The organism is Sulfitobacter sp. TCYB15 (assembly GCF_040435955.1).
Lineage (GTDB): Bacteria > Pseudomonadota > Alphaproteobacteria > Rhodobacterales > Rhodobacteraceae > Sulfitobacter > Sulfitobacter pontiacus.
Window position 1 is genome coordinate 2,470,772 of the sequence record NZ_CP159193.1, and the last position, 15,168, is coordinate 2,485,939.

At 60.0% G+C, this 15,168-nt stretch carries 15 protein-coding genes and 1 tRNA gene; 6 read left to right on the forward strand and 10 right to left on the reverse strand.

Annotation, left to right across the window (positions count from 1 at the left end; all coding sequences use genetic code 11):
- Nucleotides 1–7: 7 nt before the first annotated feature.
- The 5 genes from ABM428_RS11795 to ABM428_RS11815 all read right to left on the reverse strand — a co-directional run bounded on the left by ABM428_RS11795 (nt 8) and on the right by ABM428_RS11815 (nt 5,120).
- Nucleotides 8–523: a CarD family transcriptional regulator gene (locus ABM428_RS11795; protein ID WP_009825020.1), complete on the reverse strand. Its 516-nt coding sequence runs from the start codon at nt 521–523 to the stop codon at nt 8–10.
- A gap of 306 nt (nt 524–829) precedes the next feature.
- Entirely contained in the window at nt 830–1,168 is a 339-nt protein-coding gene (gene fdxA, locus ABM428_RS11800) for a ferredoxin FdxA (RefSeq protein ID WP_005849180.1), read from the reverse strand.
- A 52-nt stretch (nt 1,169–1,220) separates the two neighbouring features.
- Nucleotides 1,221–1,607: an RNA-binding S4 domain-containing protein gene (locus ABM428_RS11805; RefSeq protein WP_005849182.1), complete on the reverse strand. Its 387-nt coding sequence runs from the start codon at nt 1,605–1,607 to the stop codon at nt 1,221–1,223.
- Nucleotides 1,608–4,535, reverse strand: coding sequence for a helicase-related protein (locus ABM428_RS11810; protein WP_132997373.1), 2,928 nt, complete (start codon nt 4,533–4,535; stop codon nt 1,608–1,610).
- A gap of 18 nt (nt 4,536–4,553) precedes the next feature.
- Complete coding sequence (locus ABM428_RS11815; protein ID WP_074634787.1) at nt 4,554–5,120, reverse strand: tetratricopeptide repeat protein; 567 nt, start codon at nt 5,118–5,120, stop codon at nt 4,554–4,556.
- Nucleotides 5,121–5,195: 75 nt separating this feature from the next.
- Here ABM428_RS11815 and ABM428_RS11820 point away from each other — a divergent pair, with 75 nt between their 5' ends.
- The 5 genes from ABM428_RS11820 to ABM428_RS11840 all read left to right on the forward strand — a co-directional run bounded on the left by ABM428_RS11820 (nt 5,196) and on the right by ABM428_RS11840 (nt 11,054).
- A complete protein-coding gene (locus ABM428_RS11820; protein ID WP_037944601.1) occupies nt 5,196–5,486 on the forward strand; it encodes an SCP2 sterol-binding domain-containing protein in 291 nt (96 codons plus the stop codon).
- A 1-nt stretch (nt 5,487) separates the two neighbouring features.
- Nucleotides 5,488–6,432, forward strand: a complete 945-nt coding sequence (locus ABM428_RS11825; RefSeq protein WP_064215649.1) for an alpha/beta fold hydrolase — start codon at nt 5,488–5,490, stop codon at nt 6,430–6,432.
- Between the two features lie 114 nt (nt 6,433–6,546).
- Nucleotides 6,547–7,566, forward strand: a complete 1,020-nt coding sequence (locus ABM428_RS11830) for a ligase-associated DNA damage response exonuclease (RefSeq protein WP_132997374.1) — start codon at nt 6,547–6,549, stop codon at nt 7,564–7,566.
- Nucleotides 7,563–9,161: an ATP-dependent DNA ligase gene (locus tag ABM428_RS11835; protein WP_132997375.1), complete on the forward strand. Its 1,599-nt coding sequence runs from the start codon at nt 7,563–7,565 to the stop codon at nt 9,159–9,161. The genes ABM428_RS11830 and ABM428_RS11835 overlap by 4 nt, the downstream gene beginning before the upstream one ends.
- 72 nt (nt 9,162–9,233) lie before the next feature.
- Entirely contained in the window at nt 9,234–11,054 is a 1,821-nt protein-coding gene (locus ABM428_RS11840) for a M3 family oligoendopeptidase (protein ID WP_005849193.1), read from the forward strand.
- A gap of 102 nt (nt 11,055–11,156) precedes the next feature.
- Here the strand turns inward: ABM428_RS11840 and ABM428_RS11845 are convergent, their stop codons facing one another.
- From ABM428_RS11845 to ABM428_RS11860, 4 genes are all read right to left on the reverse strand, one after another.
- A complete protein-coding gene (locus ABM428_RS11845) occupies nt 11,157–11,426 on the reverse strand; it encodes a DksA/TraR family C4-type zinc finger protein (RefSeq protein WP_005849195.1) in 270 nt (89 codons plus the stop codon).
- 52 nt (nt 11,427–11,478) lie between these two features.
- Entirely contained in the window at nt 11,479–12,444 is a 966-nt protein-coding gene (locus ABM428_RS11850; protein WP_132997376.1) for a Gfo/Idh/MocA family protein, read from the reverse strand.
- 129 nt (nt 12,445–12,573) lie between these two features.
- A complete protein-coding gene (gene rpoH / locus ABM428_RS11855; RefSeq protein ID WP_005849199.1) occupies nt 12,574–13,470 on the reverse strand; it encodes an RNA polymerase sigma factor RpoH in 897 nt (298 codons plus the stop codon).
- A 166-nt stretch (nt 13,471–13,636) separates the two neighbouring features.
- A complete protein-coding gene (locus tag ABM428_RS11860) occupies nt 13,637–14,671 on the reverse strand; it encodes an RluA family pseudouridine synthase (protein WP_132997377.1) in 1,035 nt (344 codons plus the stop codon).
- Between ABM428_RS11860 and ABM428_RS11865 the strand changes: the two genes are divergently transcribed.
- Nucleotides 14,670–14,954 (forward strand): DUF6476 family protein, encoded by a 285-nt coding sequence (locus ABM428_RS11865; RefSeq protein WP_037944608.1) that lies wholly within the window; start codon nt 14,670–14,672, stop codon nt 14,952–14,954. The two genes, ABM428_RS11860 and ABM428_RS11865, sit on opposite strands and share 2 nt — an antisense overlap.
- A gap of 89 nt (nt 14,955–15,043) precedes the next feature.
- Here ABM428_RS11865 and ABM428_RS11870 read toward each other — a convergent pair.
- Nucleotides 15,044–15,120, reverse strand: a tRNA-His gene (locus ABM428_RS11870).
- Nucleotides 15,121–15,168 lie beyond the last annotated feature (48 nt).

Below are 15,168 nucleotides of genomic sequence, written 5' to 3' on the forward strand. Positions count from 1 at the left end.
GTTGCGATCAGGCCGCGGCGACGCGGCTTTCCAACACATCACCGACCTGCTTGGAGGCCGCCAGTTCGTCCCCACCGGCGACGGCGGCAACTTCACGGGTCAGACGCTCAAGCGCGGCTTCATACAGCTGACGCTCGGAATAGCTTTGCTCGCGCTGGTCGTCGGTGCGGTGCAGGTCGCGTACGACTTCGGCGATGGCGATCAGATCACCGGAGTTGATCTTTTGCTCATATTCCTGCGCACGGCGCGACCACATGGCGCGTTTGACCTTGGCCTTACCCTTCAGGGTTTTCATCGCATGGCTGATCACGTCAGGGCTGCTGAGCGCGCGCATGCCAATTTCTGTCGCCTTATGGGTGGGCACCCGCAGCGTCATCTTGTCTTTCTCGAACGCGATCACGAACAGCTCCAGCGAGATGCCCGCGACTTCCTGCTCTTCGACCGAGATGATCTGACCAACGCCATGCGCCGGATAAACAACGAATTCATTCGGGCGGAAATCTAGCTTCTTCGACTTGCTCATACAGTGGCTCCTTGGGCGCGGGGACGGCCCGCATGGGTAAATATGCTGTCACAACGACAAAGGCCGACCGGCCCAAAGAGCCGTCAGCCTCATTTCATAACTTCAGATGTTCTGGTTCAACCTGTACAAAACGGTTGAGATTTGGCGCGTAGGTATCATCATTTGCGACAAGGTATATCACAAAATTAGCCCCCCCGAAAGCGGGGGGCCGCATAGATTCGATCAAATACGTGTTAATCGAATAAATAAAGGGGATCACGTGGCGTCACGCGCAGTGATGACCCCATGCATCCAAGTGCGAATCGCTTAGCCGCCTTCGCCGGGTGCTTCAGAGAAATACTTCTCGAGCTTGCCTTCTTCACCATCGCGTTCCTCTGCCTCGGGCAGCGGGTCCTTCTTGGTGATGATCACGGGCCACAGTTCGGAGTATTTGCGGTTGAATTCAACCCACTTCTCCATGTCCGGCTCTGTATCGGGGCGGATCGCGTCGGCGGGGCATTCAGGTTCGCAAACGCCGCAGTCGATGCATTCATCTGGATGAATGACCAACATGTTTTCGCCCTCATAGAAGCAATCCACCGGACATACTTCAACGCAGTCAGTGTATTTGCAGGCGATACAGGCATCGTTAACGATATAGGTCATAACATCATCTTTTATGGCAGGTTTAACGCAGGAGATACGTCAGCACAGCGTATCATTCAAGGTGGCGCGCCCGAGAAAGATCAAGCACGCGGCGATCACGCTTACTGGGGCGCCCTTTTCCCTCAAATGCCGGATTTTCAGGTTGTTTTTTCTCGGATCGGGGGACCGGCGGGGACAGATCGGTGTAAAGCGTTTGCGCCTCGGGGGCCGGACCACGGCGGGTGCCGATGCCCTCTATCTGGATCACCCGCACATCGTCGCCCATGGCAAAGGTCAGCACGTCGCCAACCACAACCAGTGTCGCACGCTTTTGCGCGACGCTGCCGTTGACCCTGACGGCCCCCGCTTGCACGCGGGCAGCCGCCAGAGAACGCGTTTTATAAAACCGCGCATGCCACAGCCATTTATCAAGCCGCAGCTTTGTCGGCGCTTCGGACAATTACTTGTTGTCTTTCAGCCCCATCAGCGCAGCGGCGAATGGGTTGTCGGGGTCGATCGGCTTTTCGGCACGGGCGGGCTTGCTGCTGAACTTCTGCGCTTTGCCGCCCTTGTCACCACGCGGTGCACCCTTCTTGCCACGCGGTCCGGGTTTCCCCTTCCCTTGTGGACGATCCCCGCCGCCGCGTCGCTGGCCTTGGGCATTGCCACGGGGCGTGCGCCCCCAGGTAAAGACATAATATGTCTCAAGCTCGGCACCCGCGATATCGGCGTCAGGCGCTGTGCCTTGGGGGTTTTCCTCGGCAGGGGTGTCGGGGATGTGGTCGTCGACCTCTGGTGTCTCGGCCAGTTCCTCGACCATCGGGGCGATCCCGTCGTCGGGCATATCGGCAGTTGCGGGCACGATGTCATCCGCCTGAGCAGCCGCCGGATCTTCGACGATACCACCGGCTGGTTGCTTGTCCGCTACATCCATCACGGGCGTCTCGGCATCTGCGCCTTTGTCGGCAGCCATCGGTGCACCATCGTGAGGCACGACGGTATCAACGGCTTTCACCTTGGTGCGCTCGGCCTTTTCGGCCTTATAGCCCAGACCTTCCATCAACGTGGCGAATTGTTCAAGCGTCATGCCCGTGATCGACAGCATATCGGCCTTCGCCTCGAACCCGCCGCGCGAATCTTCGGAGCGCAGCATATCGGCCAGACGTTCCAGCATATCGATACGGATCGCGCGCTCACCCGCGTTGCGGTACCCAGCCATCGTCGCAGCACCTTCAGGCGCGCTGGTGTCTACGGGGATGGTGACCAGACCGGGGGGCGGCGATTCAGGGAATTCGTTCAGCCCCTTGGAAATCGACCACAGCACCAGACGCAAACGGGTCGGCGCGGGCTTGAGCAACAACGGCATAAAGATGGTGAATTGACCAAAACGCAAACCATGCTTGCGCAGCGCGCCACGGGCGTCCTGATCCAGGGCTTTCACCTCGTCCGCCACATCAGCGCGGGGCAAAATACCAAGGTTTTCAACCATGCGGAAGGCAAAGCCACGGGCCAGACCAGTCAGCGCCTCATCCTTTGACAGGGCGATCAGTGGCTCGAACAGGGCTGCGACCTTGCGATCGATGAAATGCTGCAAACGGCGCTGCACTTTTTGCGCGACCTCGGGGCCCGCAACGTCATCGACGAAGACCTCGACACCGGGCTTCAGCGGATCGGAGCCCGCAACCAATTTACCCACGGCAGAGCTGCCCCACATGAGGCCGCCCTGCTCTGTGAAATCAATCTCTGTATCAGGCGCGTTGTAGAAACGATCCGCCCGCAAATGGAACTGAGGAGCCAGCGCCTGCAACGATGCAGCTTTGATCGTTTTATCTTCGGCAACGCCTGCGCCTTTGTCTTGGCGAAAGCGGAACCCGTCCAGCTTGCCAACAAATTCGCCTTCAACGGTTACTTCACCGGTCTCGTTTACTTCGGCCACCATGGCTTCCTTCTGTCCTAGCCGGCGCAAAAGCACGGATGTGCGCCGATCTACAAATCTTTGGGTCAGACGCTCGTGCAGCGCATCCGACAGTCTGTCTTCTACGACACGCGCCTCGTGTCGCCAATGGCTTTCGTCACCTGTCCAGCCTTTGCGCTGTGTCACGTAGGTCCAGGTGCGAATAAACGCCAATCGTTTGGATAACGCATCAATGTCGCCATCGGTTCGATCTATGCGTTTAATTTGCCGCGCCAGCCAGTCGTCGGGGATGGAACCGCGCTGATGCAAAAAGTTGAAAATCTGCTCCAGCAGGCTGGCATGCTCTGCATGGCTTATACCACGAAAGTCGGGAATCCGGCAGACATCCCACAATAGGCGCACCGATGGCCCATCGGTACAGCGCGCCGCGATCTCGGCATCAACGGCGAGATTCTTGAGCGCCCGCAGATCATCCGCCTCGCGCGCTTTGAACAACCGCTCATTGTCCGGCGACATTTCAAGCGTCTGGATCAGCCGGTCAATGGACCCGAACTGCAGCGCGGGGTTGCGCCAGTTGAGCTTGTTCTGCGGTGTGAACTGATGATCCATAATGGCCCGCGCGACACCATCATCAAGCGGAGACGCATCGCCCGTGACACCGAATGTACCGCTCTTGAACCCGCGCCCTGCCCGTCCGGCAATCTGCGCCAGTTCGTTCGGGGCCAAGGGTCGCATCCGACGCCCGTCAAACTTGCTGAGTGCCGAGAAAGCGACGTGGTCCACATCAAGGTTCAACCCCATCCCGATGGCATCCGTAGCCACCAGATAGTCGACCTCGCCATTTTGATACATGGCGACCTGCGCGTTGCGTGTGCGCGGGCTGAGCGCGCCCATAACCACCGCCGCACCGCCCTTTTGACGCCGGATCAGCTCTGCAATCGCATATACATTCTCAACCGAAAACCCGACGATCGCACTGCGCGGACGCATCCGGCTTATCTTTTTCTGACCAGAATAGATCAATTCGGACATTCTCTCACGCCGGATGAACTGCGCCTCTGGCACCAGCGCCGCGATTGAGCCGCGCATGGTGTCGGACCCCATGAAAAGCGTCTCGTGTTGACCGCGCGCACGCAAAAGACGGTCGGTAAAGACATGCCCCCTCTCTGGATCCGCACAAAGCTGGATTTCATCGACCGCAACCAGATCAGCGCCCATGCCTTCGGGCATCGCCTCGACGGTGCAGACCCAATATTGGGTGCGTGGCGGCACGATCCGTTCCTCGCCCGTGACCAGTGCCACGATGGACGGGCCACGCAGGGCAACGATGCGGTCATAGACCTCGCGCGCCAGCAAACGCAGCGGCAGCCCGATCACCCCCGTGCGATGCGCCAACATCCGTTCGATTGCATAGGTCGTCTTGCCTGTATTGGTCGGGCCCAAAACGGCCACGACCCTGCTGTCACCTGCCACCAGAAATTCCTTAGATCGTTAAAGCGTGCGCCCGATGCCGTCGCGCCGCAGCCCGTCGAGCGCCCTTTGCGCGTTATCATGGTGAGGGTTAATGCTTAACACTCGGCGATAGAGATCGGCAGCCGCCCGCAGATCGCCAAACTCCTGCAGGATCGCCCCCAGACCGAAGATGGCGTTATACTGCTGCGGGTTCAAGGCAAGCGTCGTTTCCAGATCATCGATTGCAGGGCCATAGAGACCTGCGGCGAAATAGGCCTGTGCACGGGCATGATAGCCTTCGGCAAAATCAGGGGCGTGATCCGTCAGAGCTGTCAGATGGGCGATCGCCAAGGTGGTGTCCCCCTCTGACATGGCATCGCGGCCACGGGAATACAGCAAATCCATCGCGGCCGAGCCGGACCGCGCCCAAGCGCGCTGCACATCACGTTCGATTCGCGCCGCCTCTGCCGCGGGGGCATCGCGTAAATCCTGCAGCAATTCCGCCGCCGCGGGGGGCGACACTTGCGCGAAACTTATACCCCCAAGCAACACCCAGAGACCAAGTGCCGCGACGGTATGTTTGAGGTTGACGATGCGGTTGCCCATAACAAGAGTGAATGTAACAGGCTGCCGCCACAATTCCAGACGTGTCGGCACCATTTGCCAAGAAAAGGGCCTATGATGAGCGATATTGTGAACCAAGCTGTAACAGTGCTGAACGAAAAACTGGCGGGGGCCGACTTTGACGGCACAGCCAAGTTCGACATCGAAGACGAAGGCACTGTCATGATGGATTCGACCGGCGCACGCGCCGCGGATGAAGAAGCGGATGTAACCCTTTCTGCTGACGCAGAAACTTTCCAGGCGATCCTGTCCGGCGACACCAACCCGACCGGTGCCTTCATGAGCGGCAAGCTCAAGATTGACGGCGACATGGGCATGGCGATGAAGCTGGCGTCCGTCCTCTCCTAATATGCTGGAAACCGCGCCCTTTTTCACCGACATTGCGCCGCTGCCCGAAACGGGTCAGGCGCATTGGGCCGAGACATCGGATGGTAAAAAGCTGCGCGTCGCGCATTGGCCGCTGGACGGGGCAAAGGGCACCGTGCTGCTTTTCCCCGGCCGCACCGAATACGTGGAAAAATATGCGATGACCGCAAGCGCCTTTGCGAAAAAGGGGCTGGCGGTCATGGCGATCGATTGGCGGGGGCAAGGTCTGTCGGACCGGTTGATCCCCGACCGTAACATCGGCCATGTCGATGTCTTCTCTGACTATCAAAAAGACGTGGCGGCCATGATGCGGACAGCCCGCGCCTTGCAACTGCCGCGCCCGTATTTCCTGCTGGCGCACTCCATGGGCGGGGCCATCGGCCTGCGCGCCTGTATGGAGGGTCTGTCGGTGCAGGCCGCCGCCTTTACCGCGCCGATGTGGGGGATCCATATCGCGCCGCATATGCGTCTGGTGGCCGCGGGGCTGTCCAACCTGATGCCGCGCATCGGTCAGGGCTACAAGCTGCCCATGGGCACGCAGGCGGCATCCTATATCTCGACCGCGCCGTTCGAGAACAACATGCTCACCACCGACCCCGAGATGTACGAGATGATGCGCACGCAACTGGCGGCCCATCCCGACCTGTCTTTGGGCGGGCCCAGCTTTATCTGGCTGCGCGAGGCTTTATCCGAGACCAAGCATCTGTCCCTGCGCGCTGCCCCTAGCCTGCCCTGCGCCACATTCCTCGGGTCCAACGAACGTATCGTGCACAAGGGCCGCATCCACGCCCGTATGGAGACTTGGAAAGGCGGCAAGCTGCATATCATTGACGGCGCAGAGCACGAAGTGCTGATGGAAATCCCCGCCACCCGCGACAAAGCGGTGGATGAGATGGCGGCCCTGTTCTTTGGAAACGCCAAAAAGTAGCGCGGATCGCGAGATGAACTTCCGCGTACAACCTACTGTTATTTAAGCGTAAAACCTGGCATCCGCGAGGATTTTCTTGCTCACCCTGTTCAAACGCGCGCGCCCCGCTAGCTTATGCGCATGGCCAAGCAACCTGTTCTGACATTCAACGAAAACGGCATTTATTGCCCCGCGGGTGATTTCTATATCGACCCGTGGCGGCCTGTGGACCGCGCTCTGATCACCCACGGGCATTCCGATCACGCCCGCTGGGGCATGAACCGTTACCTTGCCACCGACATCGCCCTGCCCGTCATGCGCCATCGTTTGGGCGATATTACCGCTGACGGCATCGCATATGGCGAGGTGCGGCAGATCGGCGGGGCGCAGGTATCGTTTCACCCCGCCGGCCACGTCCCCGGCTCCGCCCAGATACGCGTTGAGGTCGACGGCGAGGTCTGGGTTGCCTCGGGCGATTACAAGGTGGTCGATGACGGGCTGTCCGACCCGTTCGAGCCGGTGAGGTGTCATCACTTCATCACCGAAAGCACCTTTGGCCTGCCGGTGTTTCGCTGGGCCGAGCAAACTGCCGTGGCGGCAGAGATCAACGCATGGTGGGCAGGCTGCGCGGCGCAGGGCAAAACGGCGTTTCTAGGGGCTTATGCCTTGGGTAAGGCACAACGTTTGCTATCGATGCTCGACCCCGACATCGGCCCGATCCTGACCCACACGGCGACCGAGAACACCAACCGCGTCATGCGTGATCAGGGGATCACCCTGCCCGACACGATCCTCGCCGATGCGGATCTGAAGCCCAAGGATCACCCCGGCGCGATTGTGCTGGCCCCACCCGGTGCCTTGGGCAGTGCATGGTCCAAGAAATTCGGCCCGCAGGAAACCGCCTTTGCCAGCGGATGGATGGCCGTGCGAGGTGTACGTCGACGCCGTGCGGGTGATCGCGGCTTTATCATCTCGGACCATGCGGACTGGGATGGGCTGCTGTCCGCGATCAGAGCAACCGAAGCCGAAAACATATATGTGACACATGGTTACACCGATGTCTTCAGCCGGTTTCTGGCCGATAGCGGTTGGCAAGCGCAGGTCGTTCCCACCCAGTTCGAAGGAGAATCCCTGGATAAGGACGCAAGCGAATGAAACGGTTTGCCGCGCTGTTCAACGCCATCGACCAAAGCACCAAGACGACAGTGAAAGTCGCCGCACTGGCCGATTATTTTAGCGCGGCACCGGATGACGACCGGCTATGGACCATCGCCCTGTTTTCCGGCCGCCGCCCCAAACGCGCCGTCACCACCACCAAGCTGCGCGAATGGGCCGCCGAGCGCGCGAACATCCCCCTGTGGCTGTTCGAGGAAAGCTACAGCATCGTTGGCGATCTGGCCGAGACGATCACGCTCGTTCTGCCCCCCAACCCGACGCAGGATGATCAACCGCTTGCCGCGTGGATAGCGGCACTGCGCGAGATTTACACGCAGGATGAAGAGGCCCGAAAAGCCTTTGTCCTTGACGCATGGGCGACGCTTGGCGGGACCGAACGATTTATCTTCAACAAGCTGATCACCGGCGGGTTTCGGGTGGGCGTCAGCCAAAAGCTGATGACCCGCGCCCTGTCTCGTGCCACGGGCAAACCCGAACCCGAGCTTGCGCATCGCCTCATGGGCAACTGGCACCCCGACGATACCACATGGCATGGGCTGGTAGAGGCAGAGGATGCCTCTGCCGACGCATCGCGCCCCTATCCCTTCTATCTGGCCTATGGGCTGGAAGCCGGGCCGCAAGAGCTGGGGGATCCGCAAGACTGGCGTGCCGAATGGAAATGGGACGGCATCCGCGGCCAGTTGATCCTGCGGGACGGTGCCTATTTCGTCTGGTCGCGCGGTGAAGAGTTGATGACCGACCGCTTCCCCGAGCTCGCCCGTGCAGTGGACTTCATGCCCGACGGCACAGTTCTGGACGGCGAGCTGCTGGTCTGGCCTGACGGACAGCCTGCGCCATCCTCCTTCAATGCGCTGCAAGCCCGCATTGGCCGCAAGACCGTGCCGAAGAAACTGCTGGCCGAAGCCCCGGTGGTGCTGCACGCCTACGACCTGCTGGAATGGCAGGGCGAAGATATTCGCTCCCGCCCCTTCGCCGAGCGCCGTGCGCTGCTGGAACAGGCCTGCGCCGCCCTGCCCGACGATGCGCCGATCCGCCTGTCGCCGCAACTGACCTTCCCCACATGGGATGCGCTGGCCGACCAACGCGCCACGGCACGCGACGCGCAGGCCGAAGGGGTCATGCTGAAACGTGCCGACAGCCCCTATCTGGCGGGGCGTAAGAAGGGCGATTGGTGGAAATGGAAGCTGGACCCGCTGACCATCGATGCGGTGATGATCTATGCCCAATCCGGATCAGGACGACGCGCCAACCTGTTCACAGACTTCACCTTTGCGGTCTGGAACGGCAATGATCTGGTGCCCTTTACCAAAGCCTATAGCGGCCTGACGGATGCCGAGTTTCGCAAGATCACGGCTTGGGTGCGTAAGAATACGCTCGAACGGTTTGGTCCCGTGCGCAAGGTCACCCCGCATCATGTGTTCGAGATCGCCTTCGAAGGCATCCAGCGCAGCACGCGGCATAAATCAGGCGTCGCCTTGCGCTTTCCGCGGATGCTGCGCTGGCGGCAGGACAAGCCCCTGCAAGACGCCAACACATTGGCCGATCTTGAAGAAATGCTGCGGATTTACGGCTAATCCGCGCTGCCATCGCCTTGCTTTGCCGCGGACCCGTGCTTAGGTAGATTTAACGTCAAAAAGAGGTTTTTCATGTTTCAACTGCCCGTCCCCGTCCTTGATGCCAACGCCGGTTCCGGGGCCTCTGCCTTCGGCAAGCTGCCTGAGTGGAATCTTGACGATCTGTACACCGGTGAAGACGCCCCCGAGCTCAAGCGCGATCTGGACTGGCTTGAAGAGGCCTGCCGCAGCTTTGCCGAAGATTACGAAGGCAAACTGGCCGAACTGGATGCGAACGAATTGCTGGACTGTGTGCTGCGCAATGAGAAGATCAACCAGATCGCCGGGCGCATCATGTCTTACGCGGGGCTGCGCTATTACCAGCTGACCACCGATTCCGGCCGTGCAAAATTCATGTCGGACGCGCAGGAGAAGATCACCAACTTTACCACGCCGCTGGTGTTCTTCACGCTGGAGCTGAACCGGCTGGAGGATGATCACCTTGCCAACCTGCTGAGCCAAAAAGCGGATCTGGCGCGGTATAAGCCGGTGTTCGACCGTATCCGCGCGATGAAAGATTACCAGCTTTCCGACGAGATGGAAAAGTTCCTGCATGATCTGGGCGTCGTCGGCGACGCATGGGAACGTCTGTTTGACGAGACCATCGCCGGCCTGGAATTCGAGGTAAACGACGAGCCGCTGAACATCGAAGGCGTGCTGAACCTGCTGACCGACCCGTCGCGTGATCTGCGCGAAGCCGCGGCGCGCGAATTGGCAGATGTGTTTCAGGCCAATATCCGGACCTTTGCCCGCGTGCATAACACGCAAGCCAAGGAAAAAGAGGTCATCGACCGCTGGCGCGGGATGCCCACACCGCAAACCGGCCGCCACCTGTCAAACCACGTTGAGCCCGAGGTGGTCGAAGCATTGCGCGATGCGGTGGTCAACGCCTACCCCAAGCTCAGCCACCGCTACTACGAGCTGAAACGCAAATGGCTGGGCCTCGACACCATGCAGGTCTGGGACCGCAACGCCCCCCTACCGATGGAAGATCCCAAAACCGTCAGCTGGGAACAGGCCGAAAAGACCGTCATGGACGCCTATAACGCCTTCGATCCCCGTATGGGCGAAATCGCGGCCCCCTTCTTTACCGAAGGATGGATCGATGCAGGCGTCAAACCGGGTAAAGCCCCCGGTGCCTTTGCCCACCCCACCGTGACCGACGTGCACCCTTATGTGATGCTTAACTACTTGGGCAAACCGCGCGACGTGATGACGCTGGCGCATGAGCTGGGCCACGGCGTGCATCAGGTGCTGGCCGCAGGTCAGGGCGAGATGTTATCTTCCACACCGCTGACCTTGGCCGAAACCGCCTCTGTCTTTGGCGAGATGCTGACCTTCCGCAAGATGCTGGACGGCGCCAAAACTAATGCCGAGCGCAAAGTGCTGCTGGCCGGCAAGGTCGAGGATATGATCAACACGGTCGTGCGCCAGATCGCCTTTTATGATTTCGAATGCAAACTGCACGACGCCCGCCGTGGTGGAGAGTTGACACCAGACGATATCAACGCGCTGTGGATGTCGGTGCAGGGCGAGAGCCTTGGGCCAGCGTTTGAATTCATGGACGGCTACGAGACCTTCTGGGCCTATATCCCCCACTTCGTCCATTCGCCCTTTTATGTCTATGCCTACGCCTTCGGCGACGGCTTGGTAAACGCGCTGTATGCGGTCTACGAAGAAGGCGAGCCGGGTTTTGAGGACAAGTATTTCGATATGCTGAAAGCGGGCGGATCAAAGCACCACAAGGAGCTTCTGGCCCCCTTCGGGCTTGATGCCTCTGACCCCGCGTTCTGGGATAAGGGCCTGTCGATGATTTCGGGTTTCATTGATGAACTGGAAGCGATGGAGGATTGATCCGGCGTGAAGGCGTAAGAGTTTAATGCCTTCGGCGAGGATTTAAGACCATTTGGAAATTGGTCGGGGCGGTGCAGATGCAGCGCCCCGTTTTGCTTTTGGCTATTTCAGCTGGCTATCTTTGCTGCCGCGCCGGTTGATGCCACCGCGGGCCTGCGCCAGACCGTCCCGTTCGCGCACGCAATCAATGCAGAGCTTTACGCCCGGCAAGGCTTGCCGGCGCGCCTCGGGGATCGGTTCTTCGCATTCGGCGCAATGGGTGCGGCTTTCGCCCTGAGGGGCCTTGCGCGCCTTGAGGCGGGCCAGCTCATCGTTGATCGACGCTTCGATCTGTTCACTGACAGCGCCGTCTTTCGCCCATCCTCCGGCCATGATCATCCCCCTTGAGTGTTACCCCTTATAGGTAGGTCGCAAGTGCCAAGGCTCAACCCCCGGCGGCAAAGGCCATATCCGTCATGCGTTGGGTGCCGCGGCTGAACTCAAGCGGACAGGGATAGCCCGCGCCCTCGGTCACTGACGCGCCAAAGTTTTCGACCTGCTGCACATAATGGTTGACGCCGGGGAAGCGTTCGACGGTGGTGCTGTTCTGTGCGGTCTCAAGATGCAGCTCGGCTTGGGAATAGACCGTCGGGTTGAACGGGCAGGTCAGACGCAGGATACCTTTTTCGCCGTGAATAACGACCTGCTGAAACGGGAACATGCGCATGGACACGGTTGCGGAAAGGTCAAACCCGTCGAAGCGGGCCGCGACCTGCGCGAAGACATCGACATCGTTTTCATAGTCGATCTTGGCATGGGAGATCGCGGTCGGTTCTTGCCCCGTGACGAAACGGGTGCAGCCGAAGGCATAGGTACCGATGTCCGGCAGCCCGCCCCCACCGGCCTTGGGGTCGTTGCGGATGTTGCCGGTATCGTCGTTGAAGAACGAGAAGTTGACCGCCACGTGGCGCAGACGGCCCAGGCTGCCCGATTGCACGATCTCTCGGGCGCGTATCCATTGGGGGTGATGGACGATCATGAAGGCTTCGGCCGCCAGCAGGCCCGTGGAATCGCGTGCGGAGATCAACTGCTCATAGTCTTGCGCCTGCATCGCCATCGGCTTTTCACATAAGACATGTTTGCCCGCCTTCAGCGCCTTGAGCGTCCATTCCACATGCAAATGGTTGGGCAGCGGGATATAGACCGCGTCGATATCTGGATCGGCAAGCAGCGCCTCGTAGCTGTTGTGCACGGCAAGCTGCGGGGCAAATGCCTGAAAGGGCGCGGCTTTGTCAGGATGAGATGTGGCGAGGGCAACCAGTTCGGCCCCTTTCGCCGCGTGGATAGCCGGGGCCATCTGTTCTTGTGCGAATTGGGCAGCCCCGAGGATGCCCCAGCGTAGCGTTTTCATCGTGATCCCCTGATGTTTGGTGTCGCGCGACTGTAGGGGGAGCCGCGGCAGATCATCAAGGGGCGCATAAAAAATCCCCGCAAAGCGACGCGCCTTGCGGGGATCGATGTTCAAAACCGTGGCTGGCGATCAGGCGGTGCCCATCAGACCCTTTTCACGGGCCAGATCACGCATGCGTTTTTGCAGTTTTTCAAAGGCACGCACCTCGATCTGGCGGATACGCTCGCGGCTGACGTCATACTGGCTGCTCAGATCTTCGAGCGTGACCGTTTGGTCCGACAGGCGACGTTGGGTCAGGATGTCTTTCTCGCGGTCATTGAGCACATCCAGCGCCTCCGCCAGCATCTCGCGGCGGGTTTCCAGCTCGTCCCGTTCCTCGTAATCGGTGGCCTGGTCGGCGTCTTCGTCTTCCAGCCAGTCCTGCCACTGCATCGTCCCCTCGCCTTCGGAGCCGACAGTGGCGTTCAAGGACGCATCACCGCCCGACATACGGCGGTTCATAGAGATGACTTCGGTTTCGGTCACGCCAAGGTCCGTCGCGATACGTTTGACGTTATCGGGGTGCAGGTCGCCTTCTTCCAGCGCGCCGATGCGGTTCTTGGCCTTGCGCAGATTGAAGAACAGTTTCTTCTGGCCCGAGGTCGTGCCCAGCTTCACCAGCGACCAGGATCGCAGGATATATTCCTGGATCGAGGCGCGGATCCACCACATGGCGTAGGTCGCCAGACGAAAGCCTTTTTCGGGGTCGAAGCGTTTGACCGCCTGCATCAGGCCGACGTTGGCTTCTGAAATCACCTCTGCCTGCGGCAAACCGTAGCCGCGGTAGCCCATGGCGATCTTGGCCGCCAAACGCAGGTGCGAGGTGACCATGCGATGCGCGGCTTCGGTGTCTTGTTCTTCGACCCACCGTTTGGCGAGCATGTATTCTTCTTCCGGCTCCAACAGGGGAAACTTGCGGATTTCCTGCATATAGCGGTTCAATCCGCCTTCCGGTGTTGGCGCTGGCAGATTTGCGTAATTAGCCATCTTTGTCCCTTTCCCCAATTTCCGGGGCCCATGTTATTTGGATTAACATAGATATGGAGAGGGCCCCGCTCCGTTTCAAGTGCCCAGCCTAACGCATGGGACGGTGAATTGGGCCCAATAATCCTTAAAAAACCGTTTTACTACAGGTCGATCACACAACTGTGCACTAGGCCAGGTCGTAGCCTAAGGCCTCGAGCAGGTCGGTCATGTCACCGGGCAGCGGCGCTTCGAAGCGAACGTAGTCGCCCGTGACCGGATGGTCGAACCCCAATACTGCCGCATGGAGGGCCTGGCGCGGAAAGCTACGCACCGCTTCGGCGGCGGCGTCCGAGACCGCGCCTTTTGCTAGTTTACGTTTGCCACCGTAGGTCGGGTCGCCCACCAATGCGTGACCGGCATGGGCCATATGCACCCTGATCTGATGGGTACGGCCGGTTTCAAGCCAGCATTCCATCAGCGCCAGAACCTCTGGATTGCCAAGCCGCGCAACGGTGCGCGCACGGGTCACGGCGTGGCGGCCGCCCTGAAAGAACACGGCCTGACGCTGACGGTCGGTACGGTGACGCGCCAGCTGCGTGGTGAGCTTGAGGATATTGCCCGGCTCGAAGCTGGCCCCCTTCACCCCCCGTAAGCGCGGATCGTTGGCATCCGGCACGCCGTAGACCAAGGCCTGATAATAGCGTTCAACGGTGTGTTTCTCGAACTGTTTGGCCAGCCCGTGGTGGGCTGCGTCAGACTTGGCGACAACCAGCAGACCCGAGGTATCCTTGTCGATCCGGTGCACGATGCCTGGACGTTTCATGCCGCCCACCCCCGACAGGTCATCGCCGCAATGCGCTAGCAGCGCATTGACCAACGTCCCCGACGGGCTGCCCGGCGCAGGGTGAACCACCATGCCTGCGGGCTTGTTGATCACGATCAAATCCGCGTCTTCAAAGACGACCTCCAACGGGATTTCCTCGGCGAGGATATGACTGTCTTCGGCCTCTTCCACATCGACGGTGATCTGCTGCCCCGCTTCGGCGCGACTGCGGGGATCGGTTACCACTGCCCCGTCGACACGCACGGCACCTTGTTCCAGCAAACGCCCCAGCCGTGTACGCGACAGGTTCGCATCCTCTGGCACATCGCGCGCAAGCGCCTTATCAAGGCGAGGTGGCGGGCTGTCCGCGATGGTAAACGTAATTTGACGGTGCGACATGACTGATCCTTCCGAGCCCCCGAACATCAAATTCCTGCGGCGGCTGGTGACGGTGCTGACCGCCACAATGATTTTCGGCCTTCTAGTCGTGATCGGGCTACTTGTCATCCGCTTCTCGAACAAGAGCCCCGATTTACCGGCCTCTATCACCCTGCCCGACGGCGAAAAAGCGGTGACCTTCACCCAAGGCCCCGACTGGTATGCTGTGGTGACACAGGAAGATGTGATTCTGATCTTTGACCGGATGACAGGCGAGCTGCGGCAGCGCGTTACGATCGAGTAACGCGCGCAGCCTATGCGCCACAGTGCCGAGACACGGCGCACGAAAACATCACGCCCATCAGACATGTGGTCTTTTTTCGGGGGGGGGAGTGGTACCACCTCCTGGTCTCGAACCAGGGACCTCCTGATCCACAATCAGGCGCTCTAACCAACTGAGCTAAGGCGGCACTGCGGTCGATCTAGCGTTCATGAAAAAGGAATGCAAGCACATATCC

Excerpts from the sequence above, each read along its gene's own strand:
- ABM428_RS11845 (WP_005849195.1), bottom strand. The coding sequence starts at position 11,426 with ATGGCCGGAGGATGGGCGAAAGACGGCGCTGTCAGTGAACAGATCGAA.
- ABM428_RS11850 (WP_132997376.1), bottom strand. The coding sequence starts at position 12,444 with ATGAAAACGCTACGCTGGGGCATCCTCGGGGCTGCCCAATTCGCACAA.
- ABM428_RS11860 (WP_132997377.1), bottom strand. The coding sequence starts at position 14,671 with ATGTCGCACCGTCAAATTACGTTTACCATCGCGGACAGCCCGCCACCT.
- ABM428_RS11795 (WP_009825020.1), bottom strand. The coding sequence starts at position 523 with ATGAGCAAGTCGAAGAAGCTAGATTTCCGCCCGAATGAATTCGTTGTT.
- ABM428_RS11820 (WP_037944601.1), top strand. The coding sequence starts at position 5,196 with ATGAGCGATATTGTGAACCAAGCTGTAACAGTGCTGAACGAAAAACTG.
- rpoH (WP_005849199.1), bottom strand. The coding sequence starts at position 13,470 with ATGGCTAATTACGCAAATCTGCCAGCGCCAACACCGGAAGGCGGATTG.
- ABM428_RS11830 (WP_132997374.1), top strand. The coding sequence starts at position 6,547 with ATGCGCATGGCCAAGCAACCTGTTCTGACATTCAACGAAAACGGCATT.
- fdxA (WP_005849180.1), bottom strand. The coding sequence starts at position 1,168 with ATGACCTATATCGTTAACGATGCCTGTATCGCCTGCAAATACACTGAC.
- ABM428_RS11825 (WP_064215649.1), top strand. The coding sequence starts at position 5,488 with ATGCTGGAAACCGCGCCCTTTTTCACCGACATTGCGCCGCTGCCCGAA.
- ABM428_RS11815 (WP_074634787.1), bottom strand. The coding sequence starts at position 5,120 with ATGGGCAACCGCATCGTCAACCTCAAACATACCGTCGCGGCACTTGGT.
- ABM428_RS11840 (WP_005849193.1), top strand. The coding sequence starts at position 9,234 with ATGTTTCAACTGCCCGTCCCCGTCCTTGATGCCAACGCCGGTTCCGGG.
- ABM428_RS11835 (WP_132997375.1), top strand. The coding sequence starts at position 7,563 with ATGAAACGGTTTGCCGCGCTGTTCAACGCCATCGACCAAAGCACCAAG.
- ABM428_RS11865 (WP_037944608.1), top strand. The coding sequence starts at position 14,670 with ATGACTGATCCTTCCGAGCCCCCGAACATCAAATTCCTGCGGCGGCTG.